We start from the raw sequence: 16,251 nt of genomic DNA, 5'->3' as shown, positions 1-16,251 counted from the left end.
TTCAGGCTCCGGCGGCGCGGTGCCGGCGCGCTGGAGCCCCGGCCTGCTCGGCACGCTCGGTCAGCTGGCCGACCATCAGCCGCACCACGGTGACGATGTCGGGGTCGTCGACGTAGTACACCTGGCGGCGGCCCTCCCGGCGGGACCGGACGAGCCCGGCGAGCTTCAGCTTGGTCAGGTGCTGGCTGACGGCGGGCAGTGCGCCGCCCACCCGCTCGGCGAGCCCGGTGACGTCGCTCTCGCCCTGGGCGAGCGCCCACACCATGTGCAGCCGCACCGGGGACGCGAGGAGTCCGAACGTCTCCGCCGCCCGGCCGAGCACGTCGGCGGACGGGTCGCCCACGGACGGCTCGCCGGTGGACGGACCGCCGGACCGTCCCGAACCGCCTGACCCTGGCCTCACCGACCCACTCCCGTCCCGTGTCCCGTCCGTCAGTTCCGGCCGCAAGTCTAGAGGCGGCGGCATGCGGACCGCTCCCGCCCGCTCCGGCAGGGATGATGGAGGGGCCGTCCCCGCGACACCAGGAGGAGCAGCGTGCCTGATCCACGTCCACCGTCCCGTCGACGCGCGCAGGGCGAACTGGAGCTCGCGGTTCTGGCCGCGCTGCGTGCGGCGGACGGACCGGCGAACGCCGGCTGGGTGCGCGACCGGCTCGGCGGCGATCTCGCCTACACCACGGTCATCACGATCCTGGCCCGGCTGCACACCAAGAACGTGGTCACGCGCGAGCGCGACGGTCGGTCGTTCGTGTGGACGCCGACGTCCGACGAGGCCGGGCTCGCCGCGCTGAAGATGCGCAAGGTGCTGGACGGCGAGCCGGACCGGGAGGCGGTCCTGGCCAGCTTCGTCACCTCGCTGCCCGAGGGCGACGAGCAGGTGCTGCGGGCCCTGCTGGAGCGCGCCGACGAGGAAGCCGAATCCTGAGACCGTGGGCATCTTCGTCTTCCTGCCGCTGGTGCTGCCGCTGACGGCCTGGCCGGTGGCCCGGCTCGCCGCCCACCGGCTGCATCCGCGCACGGCGACCCGGCTGCTCACGGCCGTCGCCGGGGTGATGGCCGCGTGCAGCACGCTGTGTCTGGCGCTGCTGGTGGTGGTCGGTACGGCGCAGCTGCCGGGCAATCCGCTCCCCGACGGCTGGTCGGACCCGGAGGTGCGGGCCGCGGTGCCGCAGGACGAGATCGCGGGCAAGGCGGCCATTCCGGCGCTGGCCGCGGTCGTCGGCGCCGGGGTGCGCACGCTGTGGCGGCACGTCGGGCTGCGGCGGCGGGCCCATGAGGCGCTGGCCGGTCTGCCGTCCACGGAGGTCGCGGTGCTGCCGGACGCGGAGGCGTACGCGTACGCGCTGCCCGGTCGGCGGGGTGGGCGCGGGCGGATCGTCGTCAGTGCGGCGCTGCTCGCGGGACTGCGTCCGGCGGAGCGGCGGGCGGTGTTCGCCCACGAGCGGGCCCATCTGGCGGCCCGGCACCACCGGCATCTGCTCACGGTGCGGCTCGCGGCGCGGCTCAATCCCTTTCTGCGTCCGCTGAGTTCGGCCGTGGCGTACACGGCGGAGCGCTGGGCGGACGAGGAGGCCGCCGCCCGGGTCGGGGACCGCAGGGCGGTCGCGCGGGCCATCGGCAAGGTGGCCCTGTCCGGCGGCGCGGTGCGCGAGCCGGTCTTCGCGGGTCTGGCCGCGCCGGGTCCGGTGCCGCGCAGGGTCGCGGCGCTGCTGGCTCCGCCGCCGCCGGTGTCCGGCCGCCTCACCGTGTTCACCACCGTGGGGCTCGCCGTGTGGACGGCGGGCGCGGGTGCGGCCGCCTCCGCGATGTCCTCCGCGAACTCGGCCCTCACCCTCGCCGTCACCCTGCACGCGGCGACGCCGTGGTGATGGCGGCAGTTCGTCGTCCGCGGCCCGGTGGGGCCACCGGGCCGCGGACGACGACGGACGCCGGCGCCCGGTGCCTAGAGGTCGAACTCGTGCGGGGCGAGCCCCAGCATCTGGCACGCCTCGCGGACGACGGCCCGCTCGGTGGCGTCGAAGTCGCCGTCGGCGCCGCCGATGACGATGCCGATCTGGATCACCGCGCGCGCCTCGGCCTCCTTCTTCTTGGCCTTGGCGACCTCCTGGAGCACGCTGACCTTGCCGAAGTCGAAGTCGGCGGTCAGCTTGTCCAGGTTGGCCTCGAAGCGGCGCTGGAGGTCGTCCGCCGGGAAGTTCTGCAACACCTCGTTGCTCATGATCAGTTGGGCGACGCGGCGGCGCTCCGACGGGTCGATCGTGCCGTCGGCGGCCGCCACCAGCGCGCACATCGCCATCGAGGCGTCGCGGAAGGCGCCCGACTTCAGGTCGTTCTTCTTCGCCACCAGCTGCGTCTGCATCGTCGACGCGGATTCCTTGATGCGGTCCCACAGGGCCACGAGCGTTCCTTCGGGTCGAGGGTGAGGTCGGAGTCGTTCCAGGATTCTTCTACAGCTATGTAGAAACTATTCGCTCCCCCGGAAAGTTCCGCCCGCCCACGAGTTCGGACAGCACGTCCTCCATCGTCACGAAGCCGATCACGGTGCCCTTGTCGCCGGTGACGGCGGCGAGGTGGCTGCCCTGGGCGCGCAGTGCCGTGAGGGTGTCGTCGAGCGGGGTGTCGATGCGGACCCGGGTCAGCGGGTGCAGGCTGCCGCGCGGGAAGGGGCGGTCCCGGCCGGCGACGCCGAGGGTGTCCTTGATGTGCAGATAGCCGAGGAGCGCGGTGCCGTCCGGACCGGTCACCGGGAAGCGGGAGAACCCGGCCGCGGCCGCCGCCCGCTCCAGACCGGCGGGCGTGACGGTGTCCGGCACCGTGCGCATCGACCGCGCGGGCACGACGATCTCGCCCACCGGCCGGGTGCCCAGCTCCAGCGCGTCGCGCAGCCGCTCCCCGTCGGCGGGCAAGAGCAGGCCCGCCTCGCTGGAGTCGAGCACGATGCGGGCCAGCTGGTCGTCGGTGAAGACCGCCTCGACCTCGTCCTTCGGCTCGACCCCGACCAGCCTGAGCAGCGCGTTCGCGAAGGCGTTGATGCCGAAGACGACCGGGCCGAGGGCGCGGGTGAGGCCGACCAGCGGCGGGCCGAGCAGCAGGGCCGTGCGCACGGGCGCGGCGAGGGCGATGTTCTTCGGCACCATCTCGCCGAAGAGCATGTGCGCGTACGTCGCCGCGGTCAGCGCGATGACGAAGGACAGCGGGTGGACGAGGGCGTGCGGCACCTGGACAGCCTCGAAGGCGGGCTCCAGCAGGTGGGCGATGGCCGGCTCCGCGACGGCGCCGAGCACCAACGACGAGACGGTGATGCCCAGTTGGGCCGTCGCGAGCATCGCGCTGATGTGCTCGAGCGCCCACAGTGCGGTCCTCGCCCGCTTGCCGCCCTCGCGGGCGCGCGGCTCGATCTGGTCGCGGCGTACGGAGATCAGGGAGAACTCGGCGCCGACGAAGAACGCGTTGGTCAGCAGGGTGAGGGCGCCGATGGCGAGCTGGAGGGCGGTCATCGGGCGTCCTCGGGCAGGTGCGGTACGGGCGCCGCGGGTGCGGTGACGCGGACGCGGTCCGCGCGGTGGTGGTCGACGTCGAGCACGGTCAGCCGCCAGCCGCCGAGCTCCACGGTGTCGCCGGGCGCGGGGATGCGGGCCAGGCGGGTGGCGACGAGTCCGGCCACGGTCTCGTACGGGCCGTCGGGCGCGGCCAGTCCGATCCTGGCCAGCTCGTCGATGCGGACGCCGCCCTCGGCCTCCCAGCGGGACCGGCCGTCGGGGCCGGGGTCGGCGGGCCGCAGGTCGGGGGCGCTGACCGGGTCGTGCTCGTCGCGCACCTCGCCGACGACCTCCTCGACGATGTCCTCCATGGTCGCCACCCCGGCGGTGCCGCCGTACTCGTCGATGACGACGGCCATCGTGCGGGTCTCGCGCAGCCGCTCCAGGAGCCGGTCGGCGGGCAGGCTGTCGGGGACCAGGAGGGGCTTGGTGGCCAGCTCGGTGACCGGGGTGAGCGGCCGCCGCTCGGGCTCCAGGGCCAGCACGTCGCGGATGTGGACGGTGCCGATGACGTCGTCGAGGCCGTCGCGGTGGACCGGGAAGCGGGACAGGCCGGTGGCGTGCGTCAGGTCGGCCGCGTCGGCCGCCGTGGCGTGCGCCTCCAGGGACCGGACGTCGACGCGCGGCGTCATCACGTTCTCCGCGGTGAGGTCGCTCAAGTGCATCGTGCGCACGAACAGTTCGGCCGAGTCGGCCTCCAGGGCGCCCTCGGCGGCGGAGTGCCGGGCCAGCGCGACCAGCTCCTCCGGGGTGCGGGCGGACGCCAGCTCCTCGGCGGGCTCCAGGCCGAACCGGCGCACCACGTGGTTCGCCGTGTTGTTCAGGTGGCGGATGAACGGCCCGAAGGCGGCGGTGAATCCGCGCTGCGGCCCGGCGACGACCTTGGCCACGGGGACGGGACGGGCGATCGCCCAGTTCTTCGGCACCAGTTCGCCGATGACCATCAGGACCACCGTGGACAGGGCGACACCGAGCACGGAGGAGACCGACGCGGCGGCGGCGCCGAGTCCCGCCGCCTCCAGCGGGCCGCGCAGCAGCGCCGAGATCGAGGGCTCGGCGAGCATGCCGATCACCAGCGAGGTGACGGTGATGCCGAGCTGGGCACCGGAGAGCTGGAACGTCAGACGCCGTACGGCCTTGAGCGCGCCGGCCGCGCCGCGCTCCCCGGCGGCCGCCGCGCGCTCCAGCTCACCCCGCTCGACCGTCGTCAGGGAGAACTCGGCCGCGACGAACAGCGCGCAGGCGAGCGTGAGCAGCAGCGCGAGGCCGAGCAGCAGCAACTCGGTCATGACCGGCGCACCCCCTGCCCGGGTGTCTCGGTGATCGGCGGTCGGCTACTCGGGGGCTCACCCATCGCGGGCCTGGCTCCTTCGCACTTCGGAGATCGGCTGATCTCTGCGGGTCATGACGGTGGGGCGGCGAGGCAAAAACGCATATCCTTCTACGCGCCTGTAGAACGTGGCCGGGTTCGGTGTAGTTCCCGGCGTCCCCACCCCTGTAACCCCCGCAACCCCCGCAATCCCCGTAGCCCTCGTACGCACATAAGGGAGTGAACGCCTCGATGGTGTTCAAACGACTGCTCGGCTCACTCGGCGTGGGCGGCCCGACCGTCGACACCGTCCTCGCGCCCGGGGCCGCCGCCCCCGGCGGCACCCTGTCGGGACAGGTCCGCCTCACCGGCGGCAGCGGCGACTTCGACATCGAGCACATCACCCTGGAGCTGGTCGCCCGGGTCGAGGCCGAACACGCCGACCACGAGAGCGAGGGCGCGGTGACCTTCGACCGGTTCACGGTCGGGGGCGGCTTCCGGCTGACGGCGGGCGCCGAGCACACGGTGCCGTTCTCCGTGACGCTCCCCTGGGAGACCCCGGTCACCGAGCTGTACGGGCAGGGGCTCGGCATCGTCCTGGGGGTGCGCACCGAGCTGGCGGTGGCCGGCGCCAAGGACAAGGGCGACCTCGACCCGCTCGCCGTCGGCCCGCTCCCGGTGCAGGAGGCGATCCTGGAGGCGTTCGGGCAGCTCGGCTTCGGCTTCCGCTCCGCAGACCTGGAGTACGGGCGGATCGGCGGCACCGGCCAGCAGCTCCCCTTCTACCAGGAGATCGAGCTGACCCCGGCGCCGCGCTACGCCCACGCGGTCGACGAGATCGAGGTGACCTTCCTCGCCACCCCCGGCGGGATGGAGGTGATCCTGGAGGCCGACAAGCGCGGCGGCCCCTTCGGCGGCGGGCACGACGCGCTCACCCGCTTCACCGTCGCCCACGACGGCATCCACCACCAGGACTGGACCGCACTGGTCGACGGCTGGGTCCGCCAACTGGTGGACCACCACGCGTCGTACGGCACCCACGCGGCGTACGACGCGGGTCACCACCACGGGTACGGCGACCACGCCGACCACGGACACCGGTCCGGTCCCGGCATCGGGACGGCCGTCGCCGCGGGTGCGGCCGGGCTCGCCGTCGGCGTGGTCGGCGGGCTCGTCGCCGCCGAAGTGGTCGACGAGGTCGGGGACTTCTTCGAAGGTGACGACGACGAGGGTGACGACGAGGGCGGCGAGGACTGACATGTTCGGCATCAGCGAGATCGCCATCGTCCTGATCATCGCCATCGTCGTGATCGGCGCGAAGAAGCTGCCCGGCCTGGTCCGCAGCGCGGGCAAGTCGGCCCGCATCCTCAAGGCCGAGGCGCGGGCGATGAAGGAGCAGGAGGCCGAGGACGGCCCGGCGCGGCCGCCGCAGGTGATCCGGGGCGAGACGGTGGACCGTCCGGAGCAGTGACGCCGGCGGGTGGCCGTTCCCGAGCGGTGGCAGGCCATGGCGTGATGCTCTGAATGGTGGTTCACTGCTTGCATGGCCTACCGCAAGACCCCCGCCGAGCTGCGCCGGCTCGACGCCGCCCGCGAGCACCTGATCGCCCGCGCCACCGCCGTCGTCGCCGAAGTCGGCTGGTCCCAGGCGTCGGTGACGGCCGTGGCGGACTCGGCGGGCATCGCGGCCGGCTCCGTCTACCAGCACTTCCCGTCCAAGTCCGCGCTCGCCGTCGAGGTCTTCCGGCGGGCCGCGGGCCACGAGGTGGCGGTGCTGGAGGAGGTGCTGCGCGGCCCCGGCGACGCCGTCTCGCGGCTGGCCTCCGGCGTCGGCGTGTTCGCCCGCCGCGCCCTGGAGAACCGCGGCCTGGCCTACGCGCTGCTCGCCGCCCCCGCCGAACCGGCGGTCGGCGCCGAGCGTCTCGACCACCGCCGCCGCTACCGCGCGCTCTTCGCCGAGGTCGTCCGCGAGGGCATCGCCACCGGTCAACTCCCCCCGCAGCACGCCGAGATCACCGCGGCCGCGCTCACCGGCGCCGTCGGCGAGGTCCTCGCCTACCCGCTCGGCGCCCCGGACGACACCGCCACCGGCACTACGGGCAGCACCGGCAGCACCGACGATCTGCTCGCCGAACTCACCGCCACCGTGCTGCGCTGCGCGGGCGCCGCCGCCCACCCGACCACCGCCTGAAGCCTCAGGAGCCCCCATGACCGTGACCAGCCGCCCGACCTCCGTCACCCACGAGGTCACCAACCAGGCACCGCCGCTCACCGGTCACGACGCCGCCGACGACCCGGTCCTCCTCGACGGCGTACGGCGTGAGGGCGCCGAGTGGCACCTCGACGACCTGCACCGCTTCGGCAGGCTCGTCGGCAGCGCGGAGGCCCGCGACTGGGCCGACCAGGCCAACCGCTTCGAGCCCGGGCTGCGCACCCACGACCGCTACGGCAACCGGATCGACGAGGTCGACTTCCACCCCGCCTACCACTCCCTGATGACCGCCACCGTCGGCGCGGGAGCAGCCGGTTCGGCCTGGGCCGACGAGCGGCCCGGTGCCCACGTCGCCCGCGCCGCGACGTTCATGGTCGCCACCATGATGGAGCAGGGCCACATGTGCCCGGTCTCCATGACGTACGCCGTGATCCCCGCCCTGCGCCGCGCCCCCGCCCTCGCCAAGACCTACGAGCCGCTGCTCACCTCCACCGTCTACGACCCGGGGCTGCGCACGCCCACCGAGAAGCGCGGGCTGCTCGCCGGGATGGGCATGACGGAGAAGCAGGGCGGCACCGACGTCCGGGCCAACACCACCACGGCGGTCGAACAGAGCGACGGCACCTGGCGGCTGCGGGGCCACAAGTGGTTCACCAGCGCCCCGATGAACGACCTGTTCCTGGTCCTCGCGCAGGCGCCCGGCGGGCTCTCCTGCTTCCTGGTGCCGCGCGTGCTCCCCGACGGCAGCCGCAACACCTTCCGCATCCAGCGCCTGAAGGACAAGCTCGGCAACCGCTCGAACGCCTCCAGCGAGCCCGAGTTCGACGACACCGTGGCCTGGCCGGTCGGCGACGAGGGCAAGGGCGTGCGGACCATCATCGACATGGTGACGATGACCCGGCTCGACTGCGTCCTCGGCTCGGCCGGGCACATCCGCGAGGCGCTGGCCCAGGCCGCCCACCACACCCGGTACCGCTCGGTGTTCGGCGCCAGGCTCATCGACCAGCCGCTGATGCGCAACGTCCTCGGTGACCTGGGCCTGGAGTCGGAGGCCGCCACCACGCTCGGCCTGCGCCTGGCCGGGGCCGCCGACCGGGCCCAGCGCGGCGACACCGGCGAGCGCGCGTTCCTGCGGCTCGCCACCGCCGTCGCCAAGTACTGGGTCTGCAAGCGTCAGCCGGGCATCGTCGCGGAGGCCCTGGAATGCCTCGGCGGCAACGGCTATGACGAGGCGTCAGGCATGCCCCGGCTGTACCGCGAGGCGCCGCTGAACGGCATCTGGGAGGGCTCGGGCAACGTCAACGCGCTCGACATGCTGCGCGCGCTGGCCCGTGAGCCCGAGTCCCTGGAGGCGTTCCGCACGGAGATCGAGGCGGCCGCCGGAGCGGACCGCCGACTCGACACCGCCTGGCGGGAGTTGAAGGAACAGCTGGTGCTCATTGAGGACGCCCCGCTGCGCGCCCGCCGCGTCATCGAGCGGGCGGCCCTGGTGCTCCAGGGCTCGCTGCTCGTGCGGCACGCGCCGGCGGCGGTCGCCGACGCGTTCTGCGCGTCGCGGCTCGGCGGCGACCAGGGCCTGGCGTTCGGCACGCTGCCGCCGGGGACGGACTTCGCGGCCCTGATCGGGCGGCTGCCCGCCTGAGCGTTCAGGCCGTCGTCCGGGCCGGCTGCGGCACCACGCGGCGGTGGCCGCCGGGCAGGCCGAGGGTGGGGTGGGCGACGCCCCAGGCCGCGCCCTTGCAGACGAGTTCCTTGTAGAGGGCGGCGGTGCGGCCGGTCAGGGCCGCGCCCCTGGCCCGGTCGTCGGCGGTGACGTACTGGATCAGGCCCTCCTTGCGGCCCAGCGAGACGCACTGGTTGAAGTAGCGGATCGGGACCGTCGGCACCTTGCCGCCGGACAGGCGGGCGGCGATGGCGTCGGCCGCCTGCCAGGCCGAGGGGACGCCCGAGGCGCACGACATCCGCAGCGGCTCGTCGCCGGGACCCTGGGCGAGGGCCGCGTCGCCGACGGCGTAGACGTCCGGGTGGGAGACGGCGCGCAGGGTGCGGTCGACGACGATCTGCCCGGTCTCCGAGACCTCCAGGGTGGTGGCCTTGGCGATCGGATGGACGGCGAATCCGGTGGTCCACACCGTCACGGCGGCGGGCAGCGCCGCTCCGCCCGCGGTGACCACCCGGTCGGCCTCGACGGCCGTCACGGCGGTGTGTTCGTGCACCGTGATGCCGAGCCGGTCCACGACCTTGCGCAGGTGGGCGCGGCCCTTGGCGGAGAGCCAGTCGCCGAGGGCGCCGCGGGCGGCGAGCGCCACGTCCAGGTCGGGGCGGGCCTCGGCGATCTCGGTCGCGGCCTCCACGCCGGTGAGGCCGCCGCCGACCACGACCACCGGCTGCCCGGGGGCGAGTGCGGCCAGCCGCTCGCGCAGCCGCAGGGCGCCGGGGCGGCTCGCGATCTGGTGGGCGTGCGCGGCGGCGCCGGGCACACCGTGGTCGTCCCAGCCGCTGCCGAGGGCGTAGACGAGGGTGTCGTACGGGACCGCTTCCTGGGCCTGCCCGCCCTCTTCGGCCGCGAGCGTCACCTCCTTGCGCTCGGCGTCGACGGCGGTGACCGTCGCGATCCGCACCTCGACGCCCGTACCGGCGAACATGTCGGTCAGCGGGCGGCGGGCGAGCTCCTGGCCGGTGGCGAGCTGGTGCATGCGCACGCGCTCGACGAAGTCCGGTTCCGCGTTGACCAGGGTGATGCGGACGTCGTCGCGGTGCAGTCGCCGGGCGAGGCGGCCGGCGGCGGTGGCTCCGGTGTAGCCGGCGCCGAGGACGACGATGCGGTGCTGCTGCATGGCGGGCTCCTACAGGCTCTGGCCGCCCCCGTTCCGGGCGGGCTCGCCTCTTGAACCGGACAGCCCGGCGATTCCTGACAGCACCCCGCCGTGACCCGCGTCACACCACGTCCGGGCCGGTCAGAAGGCGGCCGTCAGCACCGGCTCCCCGTGGTCCGTGGCCGCCCAGGTACGCGTGGCGCGCTCCAGCTTGTCGGGGTTGACCTGGCTGCGGAACGCGGCGATGCCGCCGTCCCCGAACTCCGGGCACATGACGCCGACGATCCGCCCGTCGAGGACCGCGACGACCGCGACCGTGCCGTTGGCCGTCGTCACGTACACGTCGGGCGAGCCGCCGATCAGGTCCTGCTTGGCCTTGGCCGGCTTGAACAGGCCGCGCATGAACGTGGCGACCGCCTTCGCGCCCACGAACGCGCTCGCCCGCGCGGGCACCTTCCCGCCGCCGTCGCCGATCGCGGTGGCGTCCTGGGTGAGCAGCGCGACCAGCGGCTCGGTGCGGCCGCTGGTGGCGGCCTGAAGGAACTCCGCCACGACGCGCCGGGCGGCGGCCTCGTCGATCTCGGTGCGGGCCCGGCCGTCGGCGATGTGCCGCCGGGCGCGGTGGAAGGTCTGCTGGCTGGCGGCCTCGCTGATGTCGAGGATCCCGGCGATCTCGCGGTGGGAGTACGCGAACGCCTCCCTCAGGACGTACACCGCCCGCTCGTTCGGGCTCAGCCGCTCCAGGAGCACCAGGACCGCGTACGAGACCGAGTCGCGCTGCTCGGCGGTGGCGGCCGGGCCGAGCATCGGGTCACCGGCGAGCAGCGGCTCCGGCAGCCAGGCGCCCACGTACGTCTCGCGGCGGGCGCGGGCCGAGGTCAGCTGGGTGAGGCAGTAGTTGGTGAGCACCTTGGTCAGCCACGCCTCGGGCACCTCGATCCGCCCGGTGTCGGCGGCCTGCCAGCGCACGTACGTCTCCTGCGCGGCGTCCTCGGCCTCGCTCGCCGAGCCGAGCAGGCGGTAGGCGAGGGCTTCGAGGCGGGGCCTGAATGCCTCGAAGCGGTCCACGTCGCGCACGGTCACGGCCATGGCACCGGATCCTAACCCGCACCCTTGTTCTCCCCCAGCCCGTCTGCTTGACTCCCGCCGCCACCCACCTGCCCCGCCCCGTCCCCGCACGTCGTGGAGGAAGCCGATGGAGATCACCCGCAGACGACTGCTCGGCGTGCTGGCGGCGAGCGGAGTACTGGCGGCCGTGCCCGCCGGTCCGGCGAGCGCCGACGGCATCGCGGACGGGACGGCGCGGCTGCTCGCCAACACGGTGGGGATCTTCGCCGGGACCGAGGAGTCCAACTCCCGTACGGAGACGGCCGCCAAGGTCGCGGCGGTCGAGAAGACGGCGCGGGCGAACCTCGCCGCCCTCGACGCGGCCTCGCCCGGCGGCGGCGAACTCTTCGCCGGTGTCCCGCTCGGCACCAGCGACCCGAACCTCTCCACCAGCTTCCAGCGCCTGTACGAGATCGCGCTGGCCACCCGCACTCCGGGCATCTCCCCCGACCTGTACGGGAGTTCGGCGGTCCAGCGCCGCGTGGCGGATGCCCTGTCGTGGCTGCACACGCACTACTACGGCGATCAGTCGCGCGGCTATTACGGCAACTGGTTCACCTGGGAGATCGGCATCTCCCAGTACGTCAGCCGCACCCTGGTCCTGCTCGCCGGCACCGGGAGCGTCCCGGCCGCCCTGACCGGCGCTTATCTCGACTCCATGGACGCGTATCTGCGCAACGGCAAGGGCGGCGACGTCGACCTCGACTCCCGGTTCCACACCGGCGCCAACCTCGCCGACATCACCACGAACCGCATCCTCCAGGGCGCGCTCATCGGTGGCGGCGAGGGCGCGGCCCGTATCCGCAAGGCACTCACCGACCAGCTGACCGTCTTCGCGACCATCGACCCGTACGCGCTGCGGCACGGGGTGACCGACGGCTATTACGCCGACGGCTCGTTCCTCCAGCACGCGTCCGTCGCGTACACCGGCTCGTACGGGAAGGGCCTGCTCAGCCGGGTGGTGCAGACGCTGAAGATCCTCGACGGGACGGGCTTCGCGGACGGCGGCGCGCTGGTGCCGGTCATCGACGGCTGGGTGCGCGACGGGTTCGCGCCGCTGATCTTCGAGGGCTGGATGATGGAGGCCGTGAAGGGCCGGGCGGTCTCCCGCACCGGCACCGGGTACGCCGATGCCGCCACCGTCGTCGAGGCGGTGGTCGACCTGTCCTCGCTCGCGACGGGCGACCGGGCGACGGCCCTCGCCGGGTACGTGAAGCACGTCCGGGCCACGTCCCGCGCCGCTCTCGACCCCACGGTGTTCGTGTCGCCGCTGAGCATCGTCCGCTACACCGCGATCCTCGCCGACGCCTCCGTACCGGCCGCCGACCTCAACCCGCCGGCCCGCTCCGTCGCCTTCAACGCCATGGACCGCACGGTGCACCGGCGGCCCGGGTACGCGTTCGCGCTGTCCCGCAGTTCACGCCGGATCAGCAGGTACGAGTACATGAGCGGGGAGAACCTGATGCCCTGGTTCCAGGGCGACGGCGCCCACCACCTCTACCTCTCGGGCCAGGACCAGACCCGGGCGTTCGGCGTCGACCACCTCACGACGGTCTCCCCGTACGGCCTGCCCGGCGTGACGGCACCGGTCGAACTCCGCCGCACGGTCCCCGAGTTGTACGACGGGGACCTCTTCTACGACAACCCCTCGCATCCCCTGGCCTTCACGGCGTCCTCCGAGTCCCAGAACACGTACGTCTACTTCCCGACGGCCACCCAGGCGTACTCGGGCGGCGCGGTCCTCGACGGGCGGTACGGCGCGGCCGGGTGGGTGCTCTCCGACGACGTGCCGTGGCGCGACAAACGGGCCGGGATCCTCCCGGACGACTTCGTCGCGTACCGCGACGCGCGGGCCACCCGGTCCTGGTTCCTCTTCGACGACGAGATCGTGGTGCTGTCGGCGGGCGTCGGCGACGCGCCGGGCGCGGGCCGCGCCGTGACGACGACGGTCGACGCGCGGATCGCGGACCCGTCCGACCGGGTCTCCGTCACGGAGGACGGCCCGTGGACCCACTGGTCGAACACCACCGCGCACGTCTCCGTCGGCTACCTGCGCCTGGCGGGCCCGGCGCCGGCGCCTCTCCTCACCACGGTGACCCGCAGCCGCCGCACGGTCCGCACCACGAACCCCGACACCCCGGTGACGAAGCAGGTCTTCTCCCTGACGGTGACCCAGCCCCCCGGCGCCCACCCGACGTCCTTCGCCTACGCGCTGCTCCCGAACGCCGCGCCGCGCCGCCCGCGCGCCCCGGTCCGCCTCCTCGCCAACACCCCGCACTGCCAGTCGGTCCACCACCCGTCGCTGTCCCTGACAGCCACCAACACCTTCACCTCCGGCACCCACCGCACCAAGGGCCTGACGGTGGACGGCCCGGCGTCCGTCCTGGTCAGACGGCACGGGGACGTGACGCTCGCCGTCTCCGACCCCACCACCGAACGGGACACGGTGACCCTCCTCCTGCCCGGCAGCCGCCTGCACAGGACCTCCGGCGACGAGCGGATACGAGTGAGCCGGGCCCCAGGAGGGACCCGGCTCGATGTGCACACCCGGCACGCCTACGGCCGGAGCTTCACGGTGACGCTGCGCTAGCGGACGCCTCAGAACTCGGCGGTGTCCAGATCGAAGCCGAGGGGTGCCGGGAGCGGGACCGTGAGGCCCATCTTGTACGAGGACTTGGTCGCGTAGTCGTCGCCTTCGGGGGACGCGCAGACGGTGACCTGTCCGGCCTCGCGGTCGATCAGGAGGTAGACGGGGATGGCGGCGCGCGCGTACCCGCGGATCTTCTTGACGCGGTCGTTCCCGGCGGTGGAGTCCGAGGTGACCTCGACGACCAACAGGACGGTGGACGGGTCGTGCCACTCCTCCTTGTTGTCGAAGGTGCCCTTGGGGGCGACGACGAGGTCGGGGATCACGTGGCCGGTCTGGGAGGCGCCGGGGACGTTCAGGCCGATGCCGCTGTAGTTGCGCAGTTCCTGACTTCGCTGGCGCAGAGTCACCTGCCGATTGACCTCGGACACGTACTCTTCGTGCTCGCCGTTCGCCGGAGGCGTCACGTGGATCTCCCCTTCGATCAACTCCACGCGCCACCCGTCGGGGGCGGCCGTACTGAGCTGGGTGAAGGCGTCTTCGATGTCCCGGGCGTCCAGGCGCCCGCTGGGCACGGGTGGGTGCTCCGGGACCGGTGGCTCTGCCATACCGGACATCATGTCATCGGGCCCAGGCCGTCAAACGGCCTGAGCCCGATGTCATGGACCGGTCAGCGTGCTCAGTTCGTCGAGTACAGGTACTTCCAGGTGCTGTACTTCCCCGTGTTGACGTTGTCGCCCGACGAGTTGTTGATGTACGCGGCGCGCATCCGGAACTTGTAGCCCGCGGCGCCGATCGCGCCCATGTTCACCTTCGTCTTGCCGGAGGTGCCGAGCTTGATGTACTCGCTGTCCGCGGAGTGCCAGGAGCCGTTCGCGTAGATCTGGAGGTCCAGACGGAACTTGCGGCCCTTGTAGTAGTTCATCGACGTCGTCTCGTAGACCGTCGAGTTCTTGTGGAAGTAGTAGTACTTGTGCGAGCCGATGGTGCCGCTCTTGTAGTAGTTGGAGAGGGTGACCGAGGAGCGGGCCCGGGTGTAGACGGTGTTGGTGACCGTCTTCGGCTGGTAGCGGGCGTCGCCCGTGAAGACCGCGGAGAGGGTGACGTCGCGGGTCAGGTCCAGGGTGACGGAGAGGTTGCCGCTGGAGTTGACCTTGCCGGACTTCACCAGCTTGTTCGGCTTGTCGCTGCCGTAGGGGTTGGCGTAGATCGCCACGGTGCGGTTCTTGTACGTGGTGCCGAGGTGCGCGGTGAACGTGACGTCGGAGCCGTACTCGTAGACGTTCTTGTTCTTGTTCAGGGTCAGCGAGGTGCTGCTGCGGGAGACCTCGACCGTGTCGGACTTGGTGACCGCGGCGTGGTCGGTGTCACCGGCGTAGGCGACCTTGTAGGTGACCTTGCCGCCGGTGGCCGGGGTGTCGCTGAAGGAGTACGTGCCGTCGGCCTTCGCGGTGACGGTCTTGAGCACCTTGCCGCTCGGGTTGTCCAGGTCCGTCTTGGTGACCGTCAGCTCGGCGGGCGCCGTGAACGGAACCGCGGAGCTGATCTTGCCGCTGACCGTCAGGGCCTTGGCGCGGGTCGCCGTCGACGGGGCGTTCACCGTCAGGGTCGGGACGGTGCGGTTCGGGTCGGTGTAGGAGTGGAAGCGGATGTTCCCGTTGTAGTTGTCGGAGACCGCGAACAGGGTGGCGCCGTCCGGGGACCAGGACAGGACCCCGTCGATCAGGGTGTCTCCGCCGGTGGTGGTCGAGGTGTTGCCGAACTCGTAGGTGCGGATCGCCTCGGTGCCGCCCTGCCGGTAGATGTGCAGGTCGTCCTGGTACCAGGAGCTGGTGGCGGCGGCGACCGTGCCGGAGGGGGAGATGGCGACGCCCGCGCCGTAGTCACCCGACGGGTAGGTGTGCACCTTGCTGAGGTCGGTGGTCGAGTACGCCGGGTGCTCGTACGGGTAGCCGCTGGCCGTGACCAGCTGGCTGCCGTCGGGCGAGAAGGCGAGCTGGTCGTAGAAGGAGCCGTCCAGGCCCTTGGCGACGCGCTGGGTGGCGGTCCCGCCGTTCAGGTCGTAGACCGCGACGACGCCGCCGCTGGTGTCCTTCTCACCGGCCGCGAGCTCGGTGCCGTCCGGCGACACGGCCAGGACCGGCGCGCCGTAGAAGCTCTGCCCGGACTGGCCGAGGGAGACCGCGGGGGTCTCCTGCGTCGGGTCGAGGGAGCCGATGGAGCCCTCTGCGGACGCGCCGTAGCTGAACCACACGGTGGAGCCGGCCACCGCGAGATCCTCCGGGGCGTCGGCGCCGCCCAGGTCGTAGGAGGTGACCTTGGTGATGTCGGCCGTGTCGATCGCGGCGATCTTGTCGGTGTTCTGCACGGCCGCGTAGAGCCGCGCGGAGTCGGCGGACAGGGCCAGGCCCTGCACGCCGGCGAGACCGGTGATGCGATTGACCTCGGTACCGGAGTAGTCGGTGACGACGATCGCGTTGTCCTGCGGGGCCGAGAGATAGACCCGCTTGTGGACGCCGTCGACGGCGATGTCGGCGACGGTCCTGACGTTGAGCGCCTTCGCCGAGTCGGCGACGGCGGTGCCGGAGACGGCCACGCTGAGCGCGGCCGAACCGGCGAGGACCGCGAGAGCGGTCGCGGTGGAGAGAGCGCGTCTGCGCACGAGAGTGGAACCCCCTGGG

Annotated in this window: 15 protein-coding genes; 7 read left to right on the top strand and 8 right to left on the bottom strand. The window is 72.8% G+C overall.

The genetic code is table 11. From position 1 onward, the window contains the following. Window position 1: 1 nt before the first annotated feature. The gene (locus ABT127_RS35165; RefSeq protein ID WP_351459334.1) at window positions 2-343 is read right to left on the bottom strand and encodes an ArsR/SmtB family transcription factor; all 342 of its coding nucleotides are present in this window, start codon (window positions 341-343) and stop codon (window positions 2-4) included. Window positions 344-535: 192 nt separating this feature from the next. On the opposite strand from ABT127_RS35165, the gene ABT127_RS35160 reads away from it, so the two are divergent. Next, entirely contained in the window at window positions 536-925 is a 390-nt protein-coding gene (locus ABT127_RS35160; protein WP_351459283.1) for a BlaI/MecI/CopY family transcriptional regulator, read from the top strand. A gap of 4 nt (window positions 926-929) precedes the next feature. Beyond that, complete coding sequence (locus ABT127_RS35155; RefSeq protein WP_351459280.1) at window positions 930-1,868, top strand: M56 family metallopeptidase; 939 nt, start codon at window positions 930-932, stop codon at window positions 1,866-1,868. A 74-nt stretch (window positions 1,869-1,942) separates the two neighbouring features. On the opposite strand, the gene ABT127_RS35150 is transcribed toward ABT127_RS35155, so the two are convergent. Genes ABT127_RS35150 through ABT127_RS35140 form a run of 3 tightly spaced genes read right to left on the bottom strand, consistent with a single transcriptional unit; the run spans window position 1,943 to window position 4,828 of the window. After that, window positions 1,943-2,398 carry a tellurite resistance TerB family protein gene (locus tag ABT127_RS35150; RefSeq protein WP_111662923.1) on the bottom strand — a complete coding sequence of 152 codons (456 nt, stop codon included), beginning with the start codon at window positions 2,396-2,398 and terminating at the stop codon, window positions 1,943-1,945. Between the two features lie 55 nt (window positions 2,399-2,453). After that, window positions 2,454-3,497: a hemolysin family protein gene (locus ABT127_RS35145; protein ID WP_351459276.1), complete on the bottom strand. Its 1,044-nt coding sequence runs from the start codon at window positions 3,495-3,497 to the stop codon at window positions 2,454-2,456. Continuing rightward, entirely contained in the window at window positions 3,494-4,828 is a 1,335-nt protein-coding gene (locus tag ABT127_RS35140; RefSeq protein ID WP_351459274.1) for a hemolysin family protein, read from the bottom strand. Before ABT127_RS35140 ends, ABT127_RS35145 begins: the two co-directional genes overlap by 4 nt. A gap of 272 nt (window positions 4,829-5,100) precedes the next feature. Here ABT127_RS35140 and ABT127_RS35135 point away from each other — a divergent pair, with 272 nt between their 5' ends. The 4 genes from ABT127_RS35135 (at window position 5,101) to ABT127_RS35120 (ending at window position 8,702) form a co-directional block, all read left to right on the top strand. Next, window positions 5,101-6,105 carry a sporulation protein gene (locus tag ABT127_RS35135; protein WP_351459271.1) on the top strand — a complete coding sequence of 335 codons (1,005 nt, stop codon included), beginning with the start codon at window positions 5,101-5,103 and terminating at the stop codon, window positions 6,103-6,105. 1 nt (window position 6,106) lies between these two features. Beyond that, window positions 6,107-6,319 carry a twin-arginine translocase TatA/TatE family subunit gene (locus tag ABT127_RS35130; protein ID WP_351459269.1) on the top strand — a complete coding sequence of 71 codons (213 nt, stop codon included), beginning with the start codon at window positions 6,107-6,109 and terminating at the stop codon, window positions 6,317-6,319. Window positions 6,320-6,391: 72 nt separating this feature from the next. After that, complete coding sequence (locus ABT127_RS35125) at window positions 6,392-7,039, top strand: TetR/AcrR family transcriptional regulator (protein ID WP_351459266.1); 648 nt, start codon at window positions 6,392-6,394, stop codon at window positions 7,037-7,039. Between the two features lie 16 nt (window positions 7,040-7,055). Next, window positions 7,056-8,702 carry an acyl-CoA dehydrogenase family protein gene (locus ABT127_RS35120; protein WP_351459263.1) on the top strand — a complete coding sequence of 549 codons (1,647 nt, stop codon included), beginning with the start codon at window positions 7,056-7,058 and terminating at the stop codon, window positions 8,700-8,702. Window positions 8,703-8,706: 4 nt separating this feature from the next. On the opposite strand, the gene ABT127_RS35115 is transcribed toward ABT127_RS35120, so the two are convergent. Together ABT127_RS35115 and sigJ are read right to left on the bottom strand one after the other, a co-directional pair. Beyond that, window positions 8,707-9,897, bottom strand: coding sequence for an NAD(P)/FAD-dependent oxidoreductase (locus ABT127_RS35115; RefSeq protein ID WP_351459260.1), 1,191 nt, complete (start codon window positions 9,895-9,897; stop codon window positions 8,707-8,709). Window positions 9,898-10,017: 120 nt separating this feature from the next. Beyond that, window positions 10,018-10,965 carry an RNA polymerase sigma factor SigJ gene (gene sigJ, locus ABT127_RS35110; protein WP_351459258.1) on the bottom strand — a complete coding sequence of 316 codons (948 nt, stop codon included), beginning with the start codon at window positions 10,963-10,965 and terminating at the stop codon, window positions 10,018-10,020. Window positions 10,966-11,071: 106 nt separating this feature from the next. Between sigJ and ABT127_RS35105 the strand changes: the two genes are divergently transcribed. After that, the gene (locus ABT127_RS35105; RefSeq protein WP_351459255.1) at window positions 11,072-13,573 is read left to right on the top strand and encodes a polysaccharide lyase family 8 super-sandwich domain-containing protein; all 2,502 of its coding nucleotides are present in this window, start codon (window positions 11,072-11,074) and stop codon (window positions 13,571-13,573) included. 8 nt (window positions 13,574-13,581) lie between these two features. Here the strand turns inward: ABT127_RS35105 and ABT127_RS35100 are convergent, their stop codons facing one another. Next, entirely contained in the window at window positions 13,582-14,178 is a 597-nt protein-coding gene (locus ABT127_RS35100; protein WP_351459252.1) for a Uma2 family endonuclease, read from the bottom strand. 71 nt (window positions 14,179-14,249) lie between these two features. Next, entirely contained in the window at window positions 14,250-16,232 is a 1,983-nt protein-coding gene (locus ABT127_RS35095; RefSeq protein WP_351459249.1) for a WD40 repeat domain-containing protein, read from the bottom strand. Window positions 16,233-16,251 lie beyond the last annotated feature (19 nt).

It is taken from the genome of Streptomyces sp. NPDC001904 (genome assembly GCF_040297005.1).
Taxonomy (GTDB): Bacteria; Actinomycetota; Actinomycetes; order Streptomycetales; family Streptomycetaceae; genus Streptomyces.
Note: the sequence above shows the minus strand (reverse complement) of the source record. Positions and strands in the feature narration are given on the sequence as shown.

Bases quoted from the DNA above. Each gene is read 5' to 3' on its own strand.
- ABT127_RS35145 (WP_351459276.1), bottom strand. From the start codon at position 3,497: ATGACCGCCCTCCAGCTCGCCATCGGCGCCCTCACCCTGCTGACCAAC.
- ABT127_RS35140 (WP_351459274.1), bottom strand. From the start codon at position 4,828: ATGACCGAGTTGCTGCTGCTCGGCCTCGCGCTGCTGCTCACGCTCGCC.
- ABT127_RS35135 (WP_351459271.1), top strand. From the start codon at position 5,101: ATGGTGTTCAAACGACTGCTCGGCTCACTCGGCGTGGGCGGCCCGACC.
- ABT127_RS35130 (WP_351459269.1), top strand. From the start codon at position 6,107: ATGTTCGGCATCAGCGAGATCGCCATCGTCCTGATCATCGCCATCGTC.
- ABT127_RS35125 (WP_351459266.1), top strand. From the start codon at position 6,392: ATGGCCTACCGCAAGACCCCCGCCGAGCTGCGCCGGCTCGACGCCGCC.
- ABT127_RS35120 (WP_351459263.1), top strand. From the start codon at position 7,056: ATGACCGTGACCAGCCGCCCGACCTCCGTCACCCACGAGGTCACCAAC.
- ABT127_RS35115 (WP_351459260.1), bottom strand. From the start codon at position 9,897: ATGCAGCAGCACCGCATCGTCGTCCTCGGCGCCGGCTACACCGGAGCC.
- sigJ (WP_351459258.1), bottom strand. From the start codon at position 10,965: ATGGCCGTGACCGTGCGCGACGTGGACCGCTTCGAGGCATTCAGGCCC.
- ABT127_RS35105 (WP_351459255.1), top strand. From the start codon at position 11,072: ATGGAGATCACCCGCAGACGACTGCTCGGCGTGCTGGCGGCGAGCGGA.
- ABT127_RS35100 (WP_351459252.1), bottom strand. From the start codon at position 14,178: ATGGCAGAGCCACCGGTCCCGGAGCACCCACCCGTGCCCAGCGGGCGC.